The following is a 19,605-nucleotide window of genomic DNA, read 5'->3' as shown; positions in this document are numbered from 1 at the left end:
AATGTATCCCCCCAATACTGTTTTATTGGATATCCCATTTTTTTAATTTTGAAAATAATGTCATCTTGGTAATTCCAAGAATCTTTGCTGCTCTGGATTTATTATTATTCACCCAGTTTAATGTTTTTAATGTATATCTTTTTTCAACTTCTTCAATGGTTAAACCAAGAGGCAATTCTATCTTTTCATCCACAAAACTCTCCAGCAATTTCTCTGGTAATAAACTTTTATTAAGAATATCCTCTGTAGCTATAGCAATCATTGAATATATTACGTTTTTTAACTCTCTAATATTCCCCGGCCAATAATATTTTTGAAAAATTTCTATTACATCTGGATTTACACCTTTAATATTAGTTCCAAATTCTTCATTTGCCATATCCACAAAATAATTAACCAATAGAGGTATATCCTCAATCCTTTCTCTTAGAGGTTTTGCTTCAATATTAAATACCGATAATCTAAAATATAAGTCTTCTCTAAATTGTCCTTCATTTACCAATGTTTTTAAATCTCGATTTGTGGCAGCAATTATTCTCACATCAACCTTTTTAGGTGTTGTACTGCCTATTCTTTCAACCTCTTTTGTCTCTAAAACCCTTAACAACTTTACCTGCATATTTTTAGGTAATTCGCCTATTTCATCCAAAAAAAGTGTTCCACCATCTGCAATTTCGAATTTCCCGGGTTTTCCTTTTTCCGCTCCAGTAAAGGCACCCTTTTCATATCCAAAAAGCTCACTTTCAAACAATTCCTGAGGAATAGCTCCACAATTAACTGCCACAAAATTTTTTCTATTACTTGCTTCATGAATAGCTCTTGCTATTACCTCTTTACCTGTTCCGCTTTCACCGGTAATTAATACAGGTATATTCTTTTCGGCAATCATCCCAATCTTTTCTTTTAATCTTTCTATAAATTTGGATTTTCCAATTAAAAGTCCGGATTTTTGTAATTGTTCTTTTAATTTTTTTATTTCTTTTTTTAAATTTACAGTTTCAAATGCTCTATTTAATTCACTTAATAATAATTTTAAATCAACAGGTTTTTCAAGAAAATTATATACTCCCAATTTTGTGGCCTTTACTGCATCAGATATATCTCCATGTGCTGTTATAATAATTATTTCTTCAACATATTTTTTTAATTCTTCAATTATTTCCATACCATTTGTATCAGGTAATCTTAAATCGAGAATAACTACATCCGGAAGTTTTTCTTTTGCAATATTTAAACCTTCACTTCCGGTATATGCACAAAAAATATTGTATTTAAAATTTTTCAAAAAATCGCACATTGTTTCATTTAATACTTTATCGTCTTCTATTATCAAAACTTCAGGCATTATTTACCTCTTTTTTCTTTTTTAAATTAGCAAAAATTCCTAAAATCAATCCGAGAACAAAACTCCATACTGCTGCTAAAGTAATCTGCCATTCTCCCGGCAATGAAAAGGTTATTGTATGTGCTGGTACCCAGAACCATAATAATGTCAGCATTGCACCTTTTAAGCCTTCTGTTGGAATCTTTAACTTTGGCAAATTATCAAGAAATCTATGAATTATAACCAACCATGGACCAAACATTGCATTGGTAAAAAATGATTTAAAAAATGCTTCGTATATTTTTCCAGATGGAAGATAATGATGATTAACCAATTCGTGCACAAAACCGTTAAATCCTATAAATGCATACTTTATTATTACTCCTAATATAGCCCAGGATATAGCCGAATGAATAATTTTAGTTATGGATATCTTACTCTTTGTAATAAGCTTTGCAACTACTTCACCTGCTGTACCAAGAATAGCAAATTTAACCATTGCTGCAACTAATGGATTCATATGTATAATTCCTCCTTTTTAAAAATTTATTAAATTCAACTATAATAATTATAACATAAACTCCCTATTTAATAAATACTACAGTATTCAAGATTTTAAAAAAATGAAAATCAGGAATTTCATTATAACTTTGTTTTTTGCTTTTTTTCATGTATAATATTATTAAGAAAAGGTAAAAATTATTTAGGAGGTTCCCATGAAAAAATATCTTTTAACAATGATGTTCCTGTTAACTTTTACTTTTTTATTTTCACAAATCCAATGGAATACATCACCTTCCAATTATGAAATAGTACCATATAACAAAACAATAACTTTAAATTTTAATCTTATAGAAAGAGATGTCCTTTTTTATATTGTGTATCTGGGTGAAAACAAAAATAACTTAAAAGATATATATAAAGGAAAAGAAAATTATGTTCATATTCAACTTACGCCAAATAAAAATTATTTCTGGAAGGTTATTGCATATACTAAAGACAAAATTTATTCCACAGAAACATTAAAATTCTTTTTAGAACTAAAATCACCGGTTATAACCAATTGTTCTCCTGCTAATTTATACAATGTTTTTCCAGAAAATATTGAATTTAAATGGAATGTAGATTTTAATGCGAATTACATACAAAACTTCATATTATATGAAAAAAACAAAAAAATACTTGAAAAAAGGGTGGAAAATAATTCATTAAAAATTACATATTTAAAACCTGGTTTACAATACAAATGGAAAATAATAATAACCGATGAGTTTGGAAAAAAATATTATTATGGACCATATATTTTCTATACAAAACCTTACGAATTCTATATTTCAAATGAATATTCAATATTTAAAGTTAAAACCTATGGAGAATTTTTAGAAAAAAAAGAAATTTTTAATTCAAAAGATCGTATAAAAAATTATATCCCTTTTCATCAATTTATTATAATAAATATAAAAAGCAAAATTGAAATTATACATAATTTTGGAAATAAAACCTCTGAAATTTTATTAAATAATGAAATAAGCGATTTTTATATTGAAGAATATAATAATCAGGTGCTATTATATATTACAACTGATAATCAATTATGTGTTTATGATATAACCAATCCCTATTATCCCTATATTTTGAAAAAATTAAAAGGCGACTATATCTCTGTGTCAACAAACTCAAAATATATATTTTTACTCTCAAAAAACACTATTACTGTTATGAATCATAATTTTAAAAAACTAAATATATCCAGAAACTTTAATAATGTAAAAATCATTTACAATGATAATGCTGGTTTGATTATATTAACAAATGATTCAATAAAAAAGATTTCATATAAAAACAATAAATTCAAAACAGAAAAAGAATTTTCCCTTAAACTTATAAACAATTATTTTATTTCAAAAAATATAATATCTTTCTCAACCAAAAATAAGGAATTATATATTTTTGACCACAATTTAAATTTGATAAATTATCTATATTTAAATGACGGAATAAAAAGTTATTCCATATATGGAAATGGCGTATATTATTTTAACAACAAAAATGAATTAAAGATTGCTTATTTGAAAGGAAGTGAGTAACGTTGATTGCTGTTATAGGGGGAGGAATTGTTGGCACATTAATTGCCAGAGAGTTAAACAAATATGAAAAAGATGTCTATCTATTTGAAGCAAAAACGAATTTTGGTATGGGGGTAACAAAATCAAATTCTGCAGTTTTACACGGCGGTTACGATGATCCGCCGGGAACAATGAGGGCTAAACTATGTTATATGGGAAATCAGCTTTATACAGAATTGCAAAAAGAATTAAACTTCGATATGAAAAGAGTTGGTTCACATGTTGTTGCTATTGAGGATGAAGAAACACATTATATATATGAACTGCTAAAAAAAGCTGAAAGAAATGGCGTAAAAGGCATTAGAATTGTTGAAAAACTTGAATTGCTGGAAATGGAGCCAAATATCAATCCACGAGCCAAACGTTCATTATATGCAGAATTTGCTGGAATATTTGATCCATGGATGGTTGCAATTCAGGCTGCCAAATCAGTAAGGGAAAATGGCGGTAAAACTTTTATAGGAAAAACATTAATCGATGTTGAAAAGAAAAATAACAAATTCCTTTTAAAATTTTCCGATAATACCACTTTTGAAGCAGATATTGTAATAAATGCCACAGGATTATATGCAGATGAAATTGCAAAGATGTTTGGCGATGAAGTTCCTGAAATATTTCCTGTAAAAGGTGAATATTTTTTATTATCAAAAGATTATAACTATGTCAATTCAATAATATTCCCTGTACCTACTGGAATATCAAAAGGTTGTCTCGTTTTACCTACTGTAGATGGTGGATTTTTAGTTGGACCAAATGCAAATAGAGTAATTTCCAAAAAGGATACAGCAACAACCAGAGAAGGATTAAATGAAGTAAAAGAAAAAGGTATGAAACTCGTTCCAAATCTTAATTTTAGAAGACATCTTGTGAAAACCTTTGCAGGATTACGTCCGGAAACTGAGAAAAAAGACTTTTATATAGACGTTGGAAAAAGTGGTGCTATCCACGTATCTGGAATTAGATCACCTGGTTTAACAGCAGCTCCTGCTATAGCAAAATATGTTGTTGATTATCTAATTCAGGAAAAATTGGGAATAAACCTTTCAAAAAGAAACGACTATAATCCTATCACTCAAAGAACACCTCATTTAGTTCACATTGATAGAAACGAATGGAATAAAATTATCCAGGAAGATCCAAATGCTGGAGAAATGATCTGTCATTGTAATAAAGTTACAAAAAAAGAAATCATCGATGCCATAAACAATGGTGCAAGAACCCTGGATGATATAAAATTTATGACACGTGCATCATTTGGAGAATGTCAGGGCGGATTCTGTACAGCAAAAATCCTTAAAATACTTGCTGAATATACAGGCCGAAAACCTGAAGAAATTACTCAAAATGAAAAAGGAACATGGATAGTGAATTCGAAGGTGAGAATATGAAATATAAAACAGATGTGGTAATTATAGGTGGCGGTGCTGCTGGAATGGCAGCTGCATATAGTGCAACAAGAGAAGGTGCAGATGTAATATTATTAGAACGAGATGAAGATACAGGTGGAGTATTAAATCAATGTATTCATAATGGTTTTGGTTTGCATTATTTCAAAAAAGACTTAACAGGTCCGGAATTTAAAGAGTTAGCTAAAGAAAGAATAAAAGACTTAAATATACTATATGGAACATATGTTCTGGAAGTTACAAAAGATAAAAGAATAATTTTTGTAGACAGAAGAGGTATACATGAAATTGAAACAAAAGCTCTTGTTATGGCAACAGGAGCAAGAGAACGACATTTCAATTCGTTACCAGTTCCAGGAAAGAGAATAACAGGAGTATTTACTGCAGGACTTGCACAAAGATTTATTAACTTAGAAAATTTAAAACCTGGAAATAAAGCTGTTATTCTTGGTTCTGGTGATATTGGTTTAATTATGGCAAGAAGGCTTACACTTGAAGGAATAAAGGTTGAAGCTGTACTTGAAATAATGCCTTATCCTGGTGGTCTTGAAAGAAATATCCAACAATGTTTAAGGGATTTTAATATTCCATTATATCTTTCGCACACAGTTACTGCTATAGAAGGTGAAAAAAGACTGGAAAAAGTAATAGCTTCACAGGTGGATTATAAATGGAATCCTATACCTGGAACAGAAAAAGTTTTTGATGTAGATATGTTAATTACATCTGTTGGATTAATTCCATCAACCAAACCTGTTGATTTTGTTGATGCTGATCCTGGATTTTTAGTATCAAATACTAACCAGACAAGTGAAGACTGGATATTTGCAGCAGGAAACTGTACTGTAATCTTTGATCTCGTAGATTTCGTTGCAAAAGAAGGAGAAAAAGCAGGTAAATATGCAGCATTATATGCTCAGGGAAAATATGAAAAAAAGAAATTAATTAAAGTTAGAAAAGGTGAAAACATTGGTATAGTGCATCCTGTTTATATAGATCCTACAGAAGAATCTACTTTATACATAAGGGTATCTACTGTATTTGAAAAGGCAAGTATAAAAATAAATCCTTTAGGAATTGAAAAAGTCGAAGAAGATGCTCGACCTCCAGAAATGATAGTTGTTAAAATCAGACCATTTGATGGTGAAAATATTGATGAAATCGAGGTGACAGCTGATGAACTCATCTCAAAACTTGGCTAAGGATCTCGTATGTGTTAGATGTCCAATTGGTTGTAAAGTACATGTTGAATATACTCAAAATATGGAAATAATAAATATCTCAGGAAACAGGTGTCCTCGAGGTAAAGAATATGCTATTCAGGAAATAAAAGATCCTCATAGAATACTCGTAACAAGTATAAAAGTTAAAAATGGAAAATATCCTCTCGCTTCTGTAAAAACAACTGAAGCAATTCCTTTAAGATTATTTGATGAGGCTATGAAAGAAATAAACAAAATTGAAGTTGAAGCTCCTGTAAAAAGAGGCGATATAGTAATAGAAGGCTTCATGAACACATCTGCAAATCTTATAATAACAAGAACTGTAGAAAAGGAGTAGGATATGGAACAAAAAGACTTAATTCTGGAAACATATTCCAAAATTTCTGATCTTGTAATGGAAATAAGTTCTCTAAAAGACCTTTCCCAAATTGAAAATTCCATTAATACACTGGTAAATAGAATATTAACAGTAAATAATGCATATTTCTTAAAACCGACAGAGAAAGGTTTTGAAGAAGTAAACAACAAAAACGTTCCGGAAGAAATTATGGATCTTGTATCCTGGGCTGCAAAATCATTAAAAATATCAGTATTCCCGCTTGAAGAAGGCGGGAGTGCTTTAATTATCCCATTTTCACGATCCCAAAAATTACTGCTGATATATGCATGTGAAACTGATACAGAAGAAATTTCAAATGAAGCAACTGTATTTTTAAATATAATGAGTTTCTTAACAGCAACAATAATTGAAAACCTTGAATTATATGAAGAAATACTAAAAACAAATGAAATAATTGAAAGCAATAGAAAATTCTTAAACCAAATCCTTGATTCAATGATTAGCGGTTTAGCAGTATATGATAATGAATACAAAGAATTATTTAGAAACAAAAATTTTGAAAAGTTTGAACAGGAATATGGAAAAAAGTTAATAGAATTCATAAAAGAAGAATTGGTAAAATTAGAAATATTTGGAGAAAAAATTACCAAAGAAAAAGAGTTTGATGAACACTTTCTTTCAATAGATTTGCTAAGAACCGAAGAAGATAATTATCTTGTTATTATATCGGATATAACTGGAACAAAGGAATTGGAACGTTTAAGAAAATTAGATCAGATGAAAACGGAATTCTTATCTACTGTATCTCACGAATTGCGAACACCTTTAGCAGCTATTAAAGCTTATTCTGAATCAATTGTAGAAAGTTTAGATTTCATGGATACAGAAACCTTGAAAGATTTTATGGAAACAATACTAAATGAGGCAAATCATCTACAAAACCTATTAGATGAAATCCTCGATTTCTCAAGACTTGAAATGAAGAGTATAAATATTAAAAAAGAAGAATTTTCATTAAATGAATTAATTGATGAAGTATATTCCTCAAATAAATCAAAAGCTGAAAGCAATGATGTTAAATTGTATAAAGTTTTACCAAAAGAAAATATAATTGTTAATCTCGATAGAACAAGAGTAAAACAAATACTGTCTAATTTAATAGATAACGCCATAAAATACAGTGATAAAAGAAAAGATTTAAAATTTGTAAAAATAACCCTACAGGACAGGGGAGATAAGGTATGGATACTCGTAGAAGATAATGGAATTGGAATTCCAAAAGAACATCACGAAAAAATCTTCGAAAAATTCTATAGAGTTGATTCATCATTGACATATGAAGTTTCTGGAACAGGAATAGGGTTATCTGTTGTAAAAGAACTTGTTGAAATGCAGGGCGGAAAAATCTGGCTAAAAAGCGTTGAAAATAAGGGAACCCGTTTTTATATAGAATTTGATAAAGGAAAGTGATAAAATGGCTAATCCTACAATGAAAGAAATTTTAAAAAAATTATCCGAACTCCCAACACCTGATTTTATAATTCAACGAATAATGGATATAGCTTCCAATCCAACCTCAAATACCAAAGAACTGGAAAAAGCTGTTTTACAATCGCCACCACTGGTGGCAAAAATTTTAAAATTATGTAATTCTGCGTATTATGCATTACCACGAAAAATTACCAAAATTTCTCAGGCTATAAATATTTTAGGATTCAAAACCGTTAGAAACCTTGCTATGGGAATATTTGTCGCTGATTCTTTTTTCAGACGCGACTTTGACTTTCTTGATTCAAAAAAATTCTGGCAGCACAGTATAGCAGTTGCCATAGCTTCTGAACAACTTGCTCAAATTGTAAATTATCCTGACAAAGAAGAAATATTTTTAAGTGGGATGTTACATGATCTTGGTAAAATAGCTATGGGTATAGTAACCCCTGAAACAGTAGAAATGATATTAAACGTATCTGAATACAAAAAAGTTTCTTTTTCAAGGGCAGAACAAATGTTAAACGTAATGTCTCATACTACCCTTGGAAAAACCTTATTTGAAAATTGGAATTTACCGGAAAATGTTGTATATACTGCTGAATTCCATAACGATCCAGAAAAACTTCAAATAGATTCATTTATTATGAACGTATATATTGTACATCTTGCCAATTCAACCATAAATACTATTTATTACGGATACTCTGGAAGTTACGACATACCTGTTCCATCAGATGTCGTCTGGAACAAATTCAACATGACAGCAACAAAATACCTTGAATTTCTAAAAAATCTCGAACAAAAACTTGAAGAATCAAATGACTTCATGAATCTTGATTCATTCCTTGAAAGCGATACAGAAACGGAGGAGGATAACAATGGCTAAAGAATTTAGAAGAGAAATGATAGAATCAGAAATAATGAAAATAATAAATACAAATGTTTCAAATTTACGAGACCCTAAAATACAGGGAAAATTAATTTCAGCCACAAGGGTGGAATTATCAAGAGACAAATCATATGCAGATATATATGTTTCTGTATTTGGTGGTGATGCCGATGAAATCATTGCTGTTCTTGAAAAAGCAAAAGGATTCTTTAAAAGCATAATTGGTAGAAACATTAGAATGTATAAAATTCCAGAATTAAGATTTCATAAAGACACCGGGATTGAAGAAAGCATAAAAATTCATAAATTACTAGATGAAATATCTCAAAACAAAGGTGAAGAAAATGAATAATGGATTTCTTTTGGTTGATAAACCAGAAGGAATAACATCACACGATGTTGTAAACGAAATACGAAAAATCTTTTCAAGTAAAAAAGTTGGGCATTCTGGAACATTAGACCCTTTTGCAACTGGATTATTGATAATTGGAGTAAATAAAGGAACCAGACTTTTAGAATATTTACAACATCAGGACAAGGTTTATCATGTAAAAGCAAAATTAGGAATAATAACAGATACGTTTGATATCACCGGTAAAATCACAGAAAAAAATGAATTTACAAATTCTGAAATAGAAAAACTTGAGGATACAATAATATCATTTATTGGAAAATACAAACAGGTTCCACCAATGTATTCTGCACGAAAATACAAAGGAAAAAAATTATACGAATTAGCCAGAGAAGGTAAAATAATAAAAATGCCACCCAAAGAGGTGGAGATTTATGATATCTGGAACATATCCATAAAAGACCATGGAGAATTTGAATTTACCTGCAAAGTTTCATCAGGAACATATATCCGTTCATTAATAATGGATATAGGATATAAAATAGGATGTGGAGCAGTAACCACAGAGCTCAGAAGATTAAATGTGGGCAAATTCTCAATAGACAAAGCTGTTGAATTGGAAAAAATATCTTCAGAAAATTTAATTCCTTTATTAGATGTTTTAGATTTCCCAAAAGTTATTCTAAACAATGAGGGTATTGAAAACGTAAAACATGGTCGTCAAATTGTTGTAGATAATATTATAAAATTTGAAGATTTTAAAAAGGATACCCTTGTTTCGCTAATTGATAATAAAAATAATCTACTGGCCATAGCAAAAGCAGAAAGAACCTCTTCATTTATAAACACCCTTATTAATCAAAATAGAAATGAAAGGGTTTTCAAATTAAAAAAGGTATTTATTTAATAAATACCTAAATGGGGTGAAAACATGGAAGGAAAACATCCTTATGTAAAATGGGCTATAGAAGTTATTGAAAATTACATTAAATATGGGAAAAAAATCGAAATAAGAGATAACCTTCCAGATGACCTATTAAACAAAAGAGCTGCATGTTTTGTAACTCTTCATAAATTAAACGGAGATTTAAGGGGTTGTATAGGAACAATAGAACCAGTATATGACAATCTTGCAATAGAAATACGAGAAAATGCAATTGCTGCAGCTACAAGAGATTACAGGTTTAATCCTGTTACAGCTGATGAACTCGATGACATAATGGTAAGTGTTGACGTATTAAGCGAACCTGAATACGTTGAATCAGAAGAAGATTTAGACCCGGAAATATATGGTGTAATAGTTGTTAGCGGCTGGAAAAAAGGAGTTTTACTACCAGCACTTGATGGCGTAAACACTGTTGAAGAACAATTAAGAATTGCTAAATTAAAAGCTGGTATCTTCTCAGAGCCATACGAAATATATAGATTCACAGTGGAAAGATATTTCTAAAATGAAAGAAGCATTATATTATAAAACACTTGAAAATAATAAAGTTCAATGTACATTATGTCCTCACAATTGCATAATAAAAAACAGCTCTACAGGAATATGTAGAGTACGTAAGAATGTTGACGGAAAATTATACACATTAAACTATGGTGAAATAACAGCAATTGCAAACGATCCTATAGAAAAAAAACCCCTTTTTCATTTCCATCCAGGCGAAAACATAATATCAATAGGTACATGGGGATGTAATTTTAGATGTAAATTCTGTCAAAACTTTGAAATCTCCCAGGAACCCCCATGGAAAATCTATAAATTAACTCCACAGGACATTCTGAATCTTTTACTGGAAAACCATGCAAAAATGCTTGCATTTACATATTCAGAACCAAATATATGGTATGAATTTGTTCTCGATACTGCGAAATTAGTAAAAAAACACGGAATAAAAACCGTAATGGTAACCAACGGTTATATCTCAGAAAAACCTTTAATGGAATTATTACCCTATATAGATGCAATGAATATAGACTTAAAAGGATTCAATAATGAATTCTATGCCAAAATAATAGGCGGAAAAAAAGAACCTGTAATGAACACAATAAAATTAGCATATAATTTTATCCCAGATGTTGAAATAACAACACTTATAGTCACAGAAGGAAATGATGATGAAAGAGAATTCACAGAACTGGTAAAATGGATTTCCAGCATTTCAAAAAATATACCTTTACATATCAGCAGATATTATCCTGTGTATAAATACAACAAACCACCTACACCAATTGAAACACTTAAAAAATTCTATGAAATAGCCAGAAAACATTTAAATTTTGTATATCTTGGAAATGTCCGGGATAAACAATACGAATCAACATATTGTCCATATTGTAAAACCATGCTTATAAAACGCGAAGGATATAATATCGAAATACTAAATGTTGACGAAAAAGGAAGGTGCAAAAATTGCTTAAAAAAAATCCCTATAATTTTTTAAAAAACAAAGGTATATTATATTCCGTCATAGCAGGAATTGCAATTATCCTCACACTGTTTTTGATATTTCATAAACCTTTACCACAATATTATTCCAAAAAGGATTTTGCCCTGGGAACATGGGTTAATGTAAAGGTTGCAGGAAATAAGATTAATTCCGAAAAATTAGCCGATATCGCATTTGATGAAATGAAAAGAATAGAAAGAAAATTCAGCAAAAATATAAAAGGTAGTGTTATCTGGGAATTAAACGAAAAAAGAAGCATTATAGCAGATAAAGAAACATTATTTTTAATGAAAGCTGCTATAAATTATGCTGATTTAACAGGAGGGGCATTTGATCCAGCAATAGGTGCTCTTGTAAAATTATGGGGATTTGATGATATGAACAGTCCGAAAAGAGTTCCTTCAAAAGATGAAATAAACAATGCTTTAAAAGGTATCAGCTATAAATTTATAAAAATAGAAGGAAATAAAATTTCATTATTAAACGATGAAACAATGATTGATCTTGGCGGAATAGCAAAAGGATATGCTGTTGATATGGCAATAAACAAAATCAAAAGTCTCGATCCAAAAGCAACAGGTTTTATAGACGCCGGTGGAGACATTGGAATAATAGGTCCAAAATTTAACAGATTCCCATGGGTAATTGGAATAAGAGACCCTGATGGAAACCCTTACGATATAAAATTGCAGATATACTTAAAAGAAGGCGCAATAGTAACCTCAGGGAATTACGAACGATATTTTGAAAAAGATGGTGTAAGATATCATCATTTAATAGATCCAAAAACTGGATATCCCGCAAACTTCTATAAAAGCGTTTCAATAATATCCGACAGTGCAATGAAAGCTGATGCAATGTCAACTGCAATATTTATCCTTGGAGATAAATTACCCGATATAGACTCAATGATGCAATATGATATACAGATATACGGAATTACATCTGATAACAAAATAATTAAAACTACAGGTTTTGATTATTATTTAAAAAAGTAAATGAAATGGTGAAAAAATGAAAAAAGATATAATCTTTGTAGGAATTATAATACTAATATCAATAATCACAATATTTCTTCAAAACACATTAAAAAATACATTAAAAGGTGCCAAAGTATATATTTCCGGCAAAGAAGTAATGGAAATAACCAGACCGGGAACATATACAATTAAAGATGATAAAGGCGTCTATAAAATGAAAGTAATCTTTGATGGTTCAAAAATCAAAGCAATTGATTCAACCTGTGCCCTAAAAATTTGCGAACATACAGGGTGGGTTGACAACGCTTCACAGGAAATAATATGCATTCCAAATAAAATCGTGATAAAACCAATTGGAAAAGAAAAAAACACAGGAGTTGACGTAATTTCATGGTGAAAAACAACATACCAAAACAGGCTATACTAATTGCATTAGCATCCGCAGTATATTATGTTGAATCATTGGTACCCTTTCCCATTCCTCTTCCTGGAGCTCGCTGGGGTTTTTCTAATTTTGCAGTATTATATTCAATAGTAGAAGATAAAAACTTAAAAAATGCTTTGTATATCGCCATTTTTAAATCCATACTTGGCTCATTGCTTTCTGGAAAATTCCTATCTCCAACATTCTTTATGGGATTTTCAGGAAGTGTTATTGCAACATTAATAATGTATTTAGCATTAAAAACAAAAAAATTTGGTATAATAGGAATAAGTGAAAGTGGTGCAATATTCAATAACATAACTCAGGTTACATTTGGATGGTTATTTATAATAAAATCTGCAGGAATATACTGGTATTTACCACAAATGATACTAATAGGAACATTCTCGGCAATTGCAAATGCAATAGTGGTAAAATCTGCACTTAGGAGTGTAAAACCGTGAAAAAAATAATATTAGGCTCTGCCTCTCCGAGAAGAAAGGAACTGCTTTCAAAACTTGGAATAGAATTTGAAATTAGAGTTTCAAATATAAAAGAAATAAGTCAAAAAAACACCCCTGTAGAATACGCAATAGATTTAAGCAAACAAAAAGCACAAAGTATTGAAATAAATGAAAATGAATTATTGATCACTGCAGACACAATTGTAGCATTTGAAAACAAAATCCTGGGAAAACCAAAAGATAAAAAAGATGCATTTAATATGCTAAGAATGCTTTCAGGAAAAAAACATGAAGTAATAACAGGTATTACATTCAAAGAAAATAATTCTATATACTCAATATATGATATAACCGAAGTATATTTTCACCATTTAAATGATAGCATTATACAATATTATATTGAAAACTACTCCCCGTTAGACAAAGCAGGAAGTTATGGTATTCAGGATTTTGCTGGTGTTTTTATAGAAAAAATAAATGGTGACTATTACAACGTTATGGGATTACCAATAAACAAAATTTTTTGGTACTTATATGAGAAAGGAGTTCTAAATGTCTGAACTACCAAGAGAAAAACTCTTAAAATATGGTCCAAAAAATTTGACTATTGACGAATTATTAGCTATAATAATAAGAAAGGGAACAAAAGATAAAAACGTATTTCAACTATCAAAAGAAATTACAGAAAAATATTCTTTAAAAGATTTATTTTATATGGATGTAAATCAATTGAGTCAAATAAAAGGAATTGGAAAAGTTACTGCAATTACCTTAAAAGCTGTTTTTGAGCTTGGAATAAGATTTCACAAAGAAGCCCTAAAAAAAGAAAATATAAAATTGGATTCTCCTGATAAAGTCTACGACTTAATATATGATAGATTTATATTTGAAGACAGGGAAAATGTACTATGCATATCATTAAATAGCAAACTAAATCCTATATCCATTGATACAATAAGTATAGGAACAGCAAATCATTCAATATTACATCCAAGGGATATATTTAAAACCGCAATAAAAAATAATGCAATTTCAATTATATTAATTCATAATCATCCTTCAGGAGATAGCACTCCAAGCATGCAGGATTATGATATTACTGAAAAAATAGAAAAAAGCGGTGAATTATTGGGAATAAAATTGTCGGATCATATAATTATAGGAAAATCAGAATACTACAGCTTCAAACTGGGAAGAAAGGTGATAAGAAATGGATAATATGCCTGATAACTTAAAAGCATTAATGCAATTAAAGAAAAAATTTGAAAAGGATTTAAAAAGAAAAGGAATAAACATTGAACAAAAAAAGAAAAAAACTGTTGAAAGAGCAAATATAGAGATAAAATACATCTCTATACCTATTGACGATGTTCAAACAATTGTTGATTTAAACTACTACGACTTTAAAAATAACAACCTTGAACTTGCAAAACATATAGAAAAACTATTAATAAACAAACCAAAAAGTTCATATGTCAACCAACAGGCAGTTGCACATATACTCAAAGGTGAATACGAGGAAGTAAAAGAACTTTTAGACAATCCTTCATTCCCGGAAGATTATTTCAATCTGGGAATGGCTAAATTTTTGCTCAGGGAACCTGATGCATATGAATTTGCAGAAGATGCATTAAAAAGATTCCCAAACAACAAACACGCAAACCTTTTAATGGCAATGAACGCTGTATATAAAGGAGAATATTACAAAGCATATAAAGCTGTTGAAGAAGCTGCACGAAATTCAAATGATCCTTTATTATATTTCGTTGTAGCAATGTATGAAAAAGATTATGTAAAAGCCAAAGAGCATTTAAGTAGAGTATTCTTACAGGGAAAAGTAAAATACGTTGCCTCAATATACCAGGGATATCTTTACTATCTTTCTCAAGAAGGCGACAAATTATATCATATGAGAAAAAACTTTGAAAACAACATTCCATGCGCAAATTGTCTTTTAAGAAGATCAAAATTAAAAGCTGTAAATGTACCTCCAGATTATTGTAAATACTGGAAAATATTAGAAGCATTTGAATACGAAACCTCTGGAAGGTTTGAAACAGAAACAAATTTACCAGAACAGGCTATAATTTCATTCCTCGGATTCTACAATTACAACAATGAAGAAATGGCAAATAAAACATTTGATAAAATATTTGAAATGTTTGGAGAAGTTAGAGTAATATTCTTCCCAAATGACTCACATGTAAAAGGGTTAAAAACATTTACATTAGAACCTATAAAAAATGGAAAAGTTGCAAAATTATACGGACCTGGATATTATCAAAAAATAAAAAATATACTTCAAAGATTAGAAACAAAAGAAGGAGTAAGATACGATTTTGCAATTGATATTCCTTTCTATGAAGCAATAAGAATGCTGTTTGGCTGGAGAACATGTCAGATGTATTACGAGGGGGAAGAATAAATGACAAGAGATGAAGCCATACAGTTATTAAAAGAACAGGTAAAAAGCGATAATTTAATAAAGCACTGTTTAGCAGTTGGCGCAATAATGAAAGGTCTCGCAAAAGAATTAGAGGAAGATCCAGATCGATGGGAAATAATTGGTATATTACATGATCTTGATTATGAATTCACTAAAGATAATCCAGAAATACATGCAAAAAAAACAGTTGAAATGCTGGGAGACAAATTATCAGAAGAAGAAAAAAACGCTATACTCGCACACAATGATCATGCTCCATTAAACTCAAAAATGGATTTTGCATTATATGCAGCAGATCCAATTTCTGGACTGGTAACAGCTGCAGTTTTAGTAAGACCTGACAAAAAAATTGAAGGATTAAAAGTAAAATCTTTAAAGAAAAAATTTAAAGACAAATCATTTGCAGCTGGTGCCAATAGAGAAAATATCAGAAAAATCGAAGAAATAGGTATAGAATTAAACAGATTTTTTGAAATATCCATAGAATCTATGAAAGAAATAGCAGAAGAACTTGAATTATAACAAAAGTTGCGTTAAACGCAACTTTTGTTTTTAAAAATATACAGAAAGAGGTGGAAAAATGGACTTAAAAAATATCATACAAAAAGAAATTGAAAGGTATAACAAAGAATTCAAAATGCCTGAAAACGATATCTCATTAACTCCTGAGGATGTTGCTAAATATATAGACCATACAATACTAAAAGCAACAACTACACCAGAAGATATAAAAAGAATTTGTAAAGAAGCAAAAGATTATAATTTCTTCTCAGTTTGTGTAAATCCTGTATATGTTCCTTTAGCAAAAGAAGAACTAAAAGGTTCTGAGGTTAAAGTTGCAACTGTAATAGGATTCCCTTTAGGTGCAAATCCAATTGATGTAAAAGCATATGAAACAGATATTGCATTAAATGATGGTGCAGATGAATTCGACATGGTATTAAATGTTGGAATGCTTAAAGCCGGAGAATATGATTACATATATAATGAAATAAAAGCTGTTGTTGAAGCTGCACAGGGAAAAACTGTAAAAGTTATTATAGAAACATGCTACTTAACAACAGAAGAAAAAATTGCTGCATGTGTAATTTCCAAAGAAGCTGGAGCTCATTTTGTAAAAACATCTACAGGTTTTGGAACAGGTGGAGCAACAGCAGAAGATGTAGCTTTAATGAAATTTGTAGTTGGTGATGCATTAAAAGTAAAAGCATCTGGCGGAGTAAGAAGCTTTGAAGATGCATTAAAAATGATAAAAGCTGGTGCAGAAAGAATTGGAGCAAGTTCAGGAGTAAAAATAGTATCTGGCGAAAAAGCTGAAGGTACTGGATATTAATAATTAACAAAAATAACCTTCTCTTTATGAGAAGGTTATTTTTTATTATACCCAAAAGCAAGTTAATGTTAATTTTATAGTAATGAAAATACTTTAAAATAACAGGGATATTTTAAAATATTAGAGGAGGTATTAAAATGGAAAATAAAGTTACAACTGTATCTGAAAAATTGGCAAATCCTGCACCGCTCGGATTAATGGGTTTTGGTATGACAACTGTATTATTAAATCTTCACAACGCTGGTATATTTGAATTAAATGTTATGATAATGGCTATGGGAATATTCTACGGTGGATTAGCACAGGTTATTGCTGGTATATTTGAATTCAAGAAAAACAATACATTTGGTGCTACAGCATTCACATCTTACGGTCTTTTCTGGCTTTCACTTGTGGCAATATGGACAATGCCAAAAATGGGATTAGGTGAAGCTGCTTCAGCAACTGCAGTAGCATTCTATTTATTAATGTGGGGAATATTCACATTATATATGTTTGTAGGAACATTAAAAGGAAACAAATCACTTCAGGTTGTTTTTGGAACATTAACAATATTATTTTTCTTATTATCAATGGGAGATTTCCTGGGAAGTACAGCTATAAAACATTTAGCTGGTTGGGAAGGTATATTCTGTGGAGCTTCTGCAATTTATACAGCAATGGCTGAAGTATTAAATGAAGTATACGGCAAAAAAGTTTTACCTTTATAATATAATCGATAAATAAAAAAGCCCCTTAAAAGGGGCTATTGTTTTATTAGAGAGCTCTTACGTTTACAGCCTGTAAGCCTTTTTCATTTTCTTGAACTTCGTATTCTACTTCTTGACCTTCTTCTAAAGTCTTGAAGCCATCCATTGTGATAGCTGTGAAGTGTACAAATACGTCTTTTCCATCTTCACCAGAAATGAAACCATAACCTTTTTTTGCGTCAAACCATTTAACTTTACCTTTCATACTTTCCTCCATGTTCCTACCGTGTTACCCATTGCAACTACGGATGTGATTCTCAACCCTTAAGGGTCACACTAATTATATACCTTTTTTTATTAAAAGTCAACTAAAAAATAAAAAAGCCCCTTAAAAGGGGCTATTGATTGTTAGATAGCTCTTACGTTTACAGCCTGTAAACCTTTAGCGTTTTCTTGAATTTCGTATTCAACTTCTTGTTCTTCTTCTAAAGTTTTGAATCCGTCCATTGTAATAGCTGTGAAATGTACGAAAACGTCATTTCCATCTTCTCCAGAAATAAATCCGAATCCTTTTTTTGCATCAAACCATTTAACTTTTCCTCTCATGTTTTCCTCCATGTTTCTCCGTGTTACCCTTGTAACTACGTGTGATTTCTCTTATAGTATATACTTTTATTATTACATTCCACTACTTTATATATTACAATATCTGGATATATACAACAGATAAAATTTTTTACTGTTTTAATTCACTTTTGACGGACTTTCAAAGTTCGTTTTTATAAACCACACATTGATTTTTACTCCATCTATTTCTTCTATTTCATGTTTGAAATCCTCTATTGCTTCTGAATATATCACAAGCCAACCTTCTTTTAAGCCACTTCTTTTTAAATATTCCATTAATTGCTTTTTTGATTTTTCATATTGATCTTCATCTATATTTGATTTTATTTCTATTAGATATTCTTTGTTATTTAAATTTATTAATAAATCAATTCTTCCTCCTCCTATTTGTGTTTCTGGATATACCTTTCCTTCTGCTGCCTCTACATATAAGCTTAAGAATTGGTCTAAGTTATATTGATATACTCCTTCATAATAATTCCTTCCTTTGAACATTATCGCTCCTCTATTTTTTATGTATCTTGTATATCTTTCGAGTAATTTATTTAAGTCTAAACTTCCATCTTTCCTCAAATATGTTTTTACACTTTCATTTAATGTTTTCATTTCACTTTTTTCTCCATTTACTTTTGGTCTGAATCTTGTATATAATGCTTTATAATATAATGGTACTTTTACACAACATTTTCCATCACAATTGTCTATTACTCCATTTAAATATAAATACTGTATGTTTTCATCGTATATGTTAAATTCTATTTTTTCCGGTTCAAATAGTATTTTCATTATTAACTCTTTTTCTTTTTTCGCTTTATTTATTATATTTGATATGTTTTTGTCTATATATACTCTCAGGTAATCATATAATGTTTTTTCAAAATGCTTTTCTGTTATTATCTTTTCTCCTTTTGCTTTTTTTGCTACTAAATCATATGCAAGACCATTGGTTAGTCCAGGTTGCCCTGCTGCGTTATGCCATATTAATTCTTTTACTTTTTCATCGAATATTTGCCCTGTTTCCTTTTCATGTTGTGAAAGTAA

General features: G+C 30.0%; 23 protein-coding genes and 1 pseudogene. 19 read left to right on the top strand and 5 right to left on the bottom strand.

Features of this window, described 5'->3' with window-relative positions; translation table 11 throughout:
* Positions 1-22: 22 nt before the first annotated feature.
* Together XO10_RS06605 and XO10_RS06600 are read right to left on the bottom strand one after the other, a co-directional pair.
* Positions 23-1,345, bottom strand: a complete 1,323-nt coding sequence (locus XO10_RS06605) for a sigma-54 dependent transcriptional regulator (RefSeq protein WP_014296804.1) — start codon at positions 1,343-1,345, stop codon at positions 23-25.
* Complete coding sequence (locus tag XO10_RS06600) at positions 1,338-1,844, bottom strand: hypothetical protein (RefSeq protein ID WP_014296803.1); 507 nt, start codon at positions 1,842-1,844, stop codon at positions 1,338-1,340. The genes XO10_RS06605 and XO10_RS06600 overlap by 8 nt, the downstream gene beginning before the upstream one ends.
* 196 nt (positions 1,845-2,040) lie before the next feature.
* On the opposite strand from XO10_RS06600, the gene XO10_RS06595 reads away from it, so the two are divergent.
* From XO10_RS06595 to XO10_RS06505, 19 genes are all read left to right on the top strand, one after another.
* Positions 2,041-3,411, top strand: a complete 1,371-nt coding sequence (locus XO10_RS06595) for a hypothetical protein (RefSeq protein ID WP_175421311.1) — start codon at positions 2,041-2,043, stop codon at positions 3,409-3,411.
* A gap of 2 nt (positions 3,412-3,413) precedes the next feature.
* Positions 3,414-4,838 (top strand): NAD(P)/FAD-dependent oxidoreductase, encoded by a 1,425-nt coding sequence (locus XO10_RS06590; protein WP_075780623.1) that lies wholly within the window; start codon positions 3,414-3,416, stop codon positions 4,836-4,838.
* On the top strand, positions 4,835-6,058 hold the full coding sequence (locus XO10_RS06585; protein ID WP_014296800.1) for an NAD(P)/FAD-dependent oxidoreductase: 1,224 nt from the start codon (positions 4,835-4,837) through the stop codon (positions 6,056-6,058). Before XO10_RS06590 ends, XO10_RS06585 begins: the two co-directional genes overlap by 4 nt.
* Positions 6,033-6,416 (top strand): DUF1667 domain-containing protein, encoded by a 384-nt coding sequence (locus XO10_RS06580; protein WP_175418383.1) that lies wholly within the window; start codon positions 6,033-6,035, stop codon positions 6,414-6,416. Before XO10_RS06585 ends, XO10_RS06580 begins: the two co-directional genes overlap by 26 nt.
* A 3-nt stretch (positions 6,417-6,419) precedes the next feature.
* Positions 6,420-7,889, top strand: a complete 1,470-nt coding sequence (locus XO10_RS06575; RefSeq protein WP_014296798.1) for a cell wall metabolism sensor histidine kinase WalK — start codon at positions 6,420-6,422, stop codon at positions 7,887-7,889.
* Positions 7,890-7,893: 4 nt separating this feature from the next.
* The gene (locus XO10_RS06570) at positions 7,894-8,796 is read left to right on the top strand and encodes an HDOD domain-containing protein (RefSeq protein ID WP_014296797.1); all 903 of its coding nucleotides are present in this window, start codon (positions 7,894-7,896) and stop codon (positions 8,794-8,796) included.
* Complete coding sequence (rbfA, locus tag XO10_RS06565; protein WP_014296796.1) at positions 8,789-9,151, top strand: 30S ribosome-binding factor RbfA; 363 nt, start codon at positions 8,789-8,791, stop codon at positions 9,149-9,151. Before XO10_RS06570 ends, rbfA begins: the two co-directional genes overlap by 8 nt.
* Positions 9,144-10,058 (top strand): tRNA pseudouridine(55) synthase TruB, encoded by a 915-nt coding sequence (truB, locus tag XO10_RS06560; protein ID WP_175421310.1) that lies wholly within the window; start codon positions 9,144-9,146, stop codon positions 10,056-10,058. Before rbfA ends, truB begins: the two co-directional genes overlap by 8 nt.
* Positions 10,059-10,082: 24 nt before the next feature.
* Entirely contained in the window at positions 10,083-10,601 is a 519-nt protein-coding gene (gene amrA / locus XO10_RS06555; protein WP_014296794.1) for an AmmeMemoRadiSam system protein A, read from the top strand.
* A 1-nt stretch (position 10,602) separates the two neighbouring features.
* Complete coding sequence (gene amrS, locus XO10_RS06550; RefSeq protein WP_175421309.1) at positions 10,603-11,595, top strand: AmmeMemoRadiSam system radical SAM enzyme; 993 nt, start codon at positions 10,603-10,605, stop codon at positions 11,593-11,595.
* A complete protein-coding gene (locus XO10_RS06545) occupies positions 11,565-12,599 on the top strand; it encodes an FAD:protein FMN transferase (RefSeq protein WP_014296792.1) in 1,035 nt (344 codons plus the stop codon). The genes amrS and XO10_RS06545 overlap by 31 nt, the downstream gene beginning before the upstream one ends.
* 16 nt (positions 12,600-12,615) lie before the next feature.
* Positions 12,616-12,978 carry a NusG domain II-containing protein gene (locus tag XO10_RS06540; RefSeq protein ID WP_014296791.1) on the top strand — a complete coding sequence of 121 codons (363 nt, stop codon included), beginning with the start codon at positions 12,616-12,618 and terminating at the stop codon, positions 12,976-12,978.
* Positions 12,972-13,469 (top strand): Gx transporter family protein, encoded by a 498-nt coding sequence (locus tag XO10_RS06535; protein WP_014296790.1) that lies wholly within the window; start codon positions 12,972-12,974, stop codon positions 13,467-13,469. Before XO10_RS06540 ends, XO10_RS06535 begins: the two co-directional genes overlap by 7 nt.
* Positions 13,466-14,029 carry a nucleoside triphosphate pyrophosphatase gene (locus XO10_RS06530; protein WP_014296789.1) on the top strand — a complete coding sequence of 188 codons (564 nt, stop codon included), beginning with the start codon at positions 13,466-13,468 and terminating at the stop codon, positions 14,027-14,029. Before XO10_RS06535 ends, XO10_RS06530 begins: the two co-directional genes overlap by 4 nt.
* The gene (radC, locus tag XO10_RS06525; RefSeq protein ID WP_175418381.1) at positions 14,022-14,687 is read left to right on the top strand and encodes a DNA repair protein RadC; all 666 of its coding nucleotides are present in this window, start codon (positions 14,022-14,024) and stop codon (positions 14,685-14,687) included. Before XO10_RS06530 ends, radC begins: the two co-directional genes overlap by 8 nt.
* On the top strand, positions 14,680-15,894 hold the full coding sequence (locus tag XO10_RS06520; RefSeq protein WP_014296787.1) for a hypothetical protein: 1,215 nt from the start codon (positions 14,680-14,682) through the stop codon (positions 15,892-15,894). Before radC ends, XO10_RS06520 begins: the two co-directional genes overlap by 8 nt.
* The gene (locus tag XO10_RS06515; RefSeq protein WP_014296786.1) at positions 15,895-16,437 is read left to right on the top strand and encodes an HD domain-containing protein; all 543 of its coding nucleotides are present in this window, start codon (positions 15,895-15,897) and stop codon (positions 16,435-16,437) included.
* A 115-nt stretch (positions 16,438-16,552) separates the two neighbouring features.
* Positions 16,553-17,248 (top strand): deoxyribose-phosphate aldolase, encoded by a 696-nt coding sequence (deoC, locus tag XO10_RS06510; RefSeq protein ID WP_368494262.1) that lies wholly within the window; start codon positions 16,553-16,555, stop codon positions 17,246-17,248.
* 137 nt (positions 17,249-17,385) lie between these two features.
* On the top strand, positions 17,386-17,958 hold the full coding sequence (locus XO10_RS06505) for a GPR1/FUN34/YaaH family transporter (protein ID WP_014296784.1): 573 nt from the start codon (positions 17,386-17,388) through the stop codon (positions 17,956-17,958).
* Positions 17,959-18,004: 46 nt separating this feature from the next.
* Here the strand turns inward: XO10_RS06505 and XO10_RS06500 are convergent, their stop codons facing one another.
* The 3 genes and pseudogenes from XO10_RS06500 to XO10_RS06490 form a co-directional block, all read right to left on the bottom strand.
* Positions 18,005-18,202, bottom strand: a complete 198-nt coding sequence (locus XO10_RS06500; RefSeq protein ID WP_014296783.1) for a cold-shock protein — start codon at positions 18,200-18,202, stop codon at positions 18,005-18,007.
* A gap of 143 nt (positions 18,203-18,345) precedes the next feature.
* Positions 18,346-18,543 (bottom strand): cold shock domain-containing protein, encoded by a 198-nt coding sequence (locus tag XO10_RS06495; RefSeq protein ID WP_014296782.1) that lies wholly within the window; start codon positions 18,541-18,543, stop codon positions 18,346-18,348.
* A gap of 138 nt (positions 18,544-18,681) precedes the next feature.
* Positions 18,682-19,605: pseudogene (locus tag XO10_RS06490) on the bottom strand (GxxExxY protein); the annotation flags it as partial.

Origin of the sequence: Marinitoga sp. 1135 (genome assembly GCF_013363245.1) — a bacterium.
GTDB classification, from domain to species: Bacteria; Thermotogota; Thermotogae; order Petrotogales; family Petrotogaceae; genus Marinitoga; species Marinitoga piezophila.
This window is presented reverse-complemented; position numbering and strand designations above follow the sequence as displayed.

What these genes read in the sequence shown, in the direction of transcription:
- XO10_RS06540 (WP_014296791.1), top strand. Translation starts at nt 12,616, where the DNA reads ATGAAAAAAGATATAATCTTTGTAGGAATTATAATACTAATATCAATA.
- XO10_RS06500 (WP_014296783.1), bottom strand. Translation starts at nt 18,202, where the DNA reads ATGAAAGGTAAAGTTAAATGGTTTGACGCAAAAAAAGGTTATGGTTTC.
- XO10_RS06535 (WP_014296790.1), top strand. Translation starts at nt 12,972, where the DNA reads ATGGTGAAAAACAACATACCAAAACAGGCTATACTAATTGCATTAGCA.
- XO10_RS06595 (WP_175421311.1), top strand. Translation starts at nt 2,041, where the DNA reads ATGAAAAAATATCTTTTAACAATGATGTTCCTGTTAACTTTTACTTTT.
- XO10_RS06600 (WP_014296803.1), bottom strand. Translation starts at nt 1,844, where the DNA reads ATGAATCCATTAGTTGCAGCAATGGTTAAATTTGCTATTCTTGGTACA.
- XO10_RS06505 (WP_014296784.1), top strand. Translation starts at nt 17,386, where the DNA reads ATGGAAAATAAAGTTACAACTGTATCTGAAAAATTGGCAAATCCTGCA.
- XO10_RS06580 (WP_175418383.1), top strand. Translation starts at nt 6,033, where the DNA reads ATGAACTCATCTCAAAACTTGGCTAAGGATCTCGTATGTGTTAGATGT.
- amrS (WP_175421309.1), top strand. Translation starts at nt 10,603, where the DNA reads ATGAAAGAAGCATTATATTATAAAACACTTGAAAATAATAAAGTTCAA.
- rbfA (WP_014296796.1), top strand. Translation starts at nt 8,789, where the DNA reads ATGGCTAAAGAATTTAGAAGAGAAATGATAGAATCAGAAATAATGAAA.
- radC (WP_175418381.1), top strand. Translation starts at nt 14,022, where the DNA reads ATGTCTGAACTACCAAGAGAAAAACTCTTAAAATATGGTCCAAAAAAT.
- XO10_RS06585 (WP_014296800.1), top strand. Translation starts at nt 4,835, where the DNA reads ATGAAATATAAAACAGATGTGGTAATTATAGGTGGCGGTGCTGCTGGA.
- truB (WP_175421310.1), top strand. Translation starts at nt 9,144, where the DNA reads ATGAATAATGGATTTCTTTTGGTTGATAAACCAGAAGGAATAACATCA.
- XO10_RS06515 (WP_014296786.1), top strand. Translation starts at nt 15,895, where the DNA reads ATGACAAGAGATGAAGCCATACAGTTATTAAAAGAACAGGTAAAAAGC.
- amrA (WP_014296794.1), top strand. Translation starts at nt 10,083, where the DNA reads ATGGAAGGAAAACATCCTTATGTAAAATGGGCTATAGAAGTTATTGAA.
- XO10_RS06520 (WP_014296787.1), top strand. Translation starts at nt 14,680, where the DNA reads ATGGATAATATGCCTGATAACTTAAAAGCATTAATGCAATTAAAGAAA.
- XO10_RS06495 (WP_014296782.1), bottom strand. Translation starts at nt 18,543, where the DNA reads ATGAGAGGAAAAGTTAAATGGTTTGATGCAAAAAAAGGATTCGGATTT.
- XO10_RS06605 (WP_014296804.1), bottom strand. Translation starts at nt 1,345, where the DNA reads ATGCCTGAAGTTTTGATAATAGAAGACGATAAAGTATTAAATGAAACA.
- XO10_RS06570 (WP_014296797.1), top strand. Translation starts at nt 7,894, where the DNA reads ATGGCTAATCCTACAATGAAAGAAATTTTAAAAAAATTATCCGAACTC.
- XO10_RS06575 (WP_014296798.1), top strand. Translation starts at nt 6,420, where the DNA reads ATGGAACAAAAAGACTTAATTCTGGAAACATATTCCAAAATTTCTGAT.
- deoC (WP_368494262.1), top strand. Translation starts at nt 16,553, where the DNA reads ATGCCTGAAAACGATATCTCATTAACTCCTGAGGATGTTGCTAAATAT.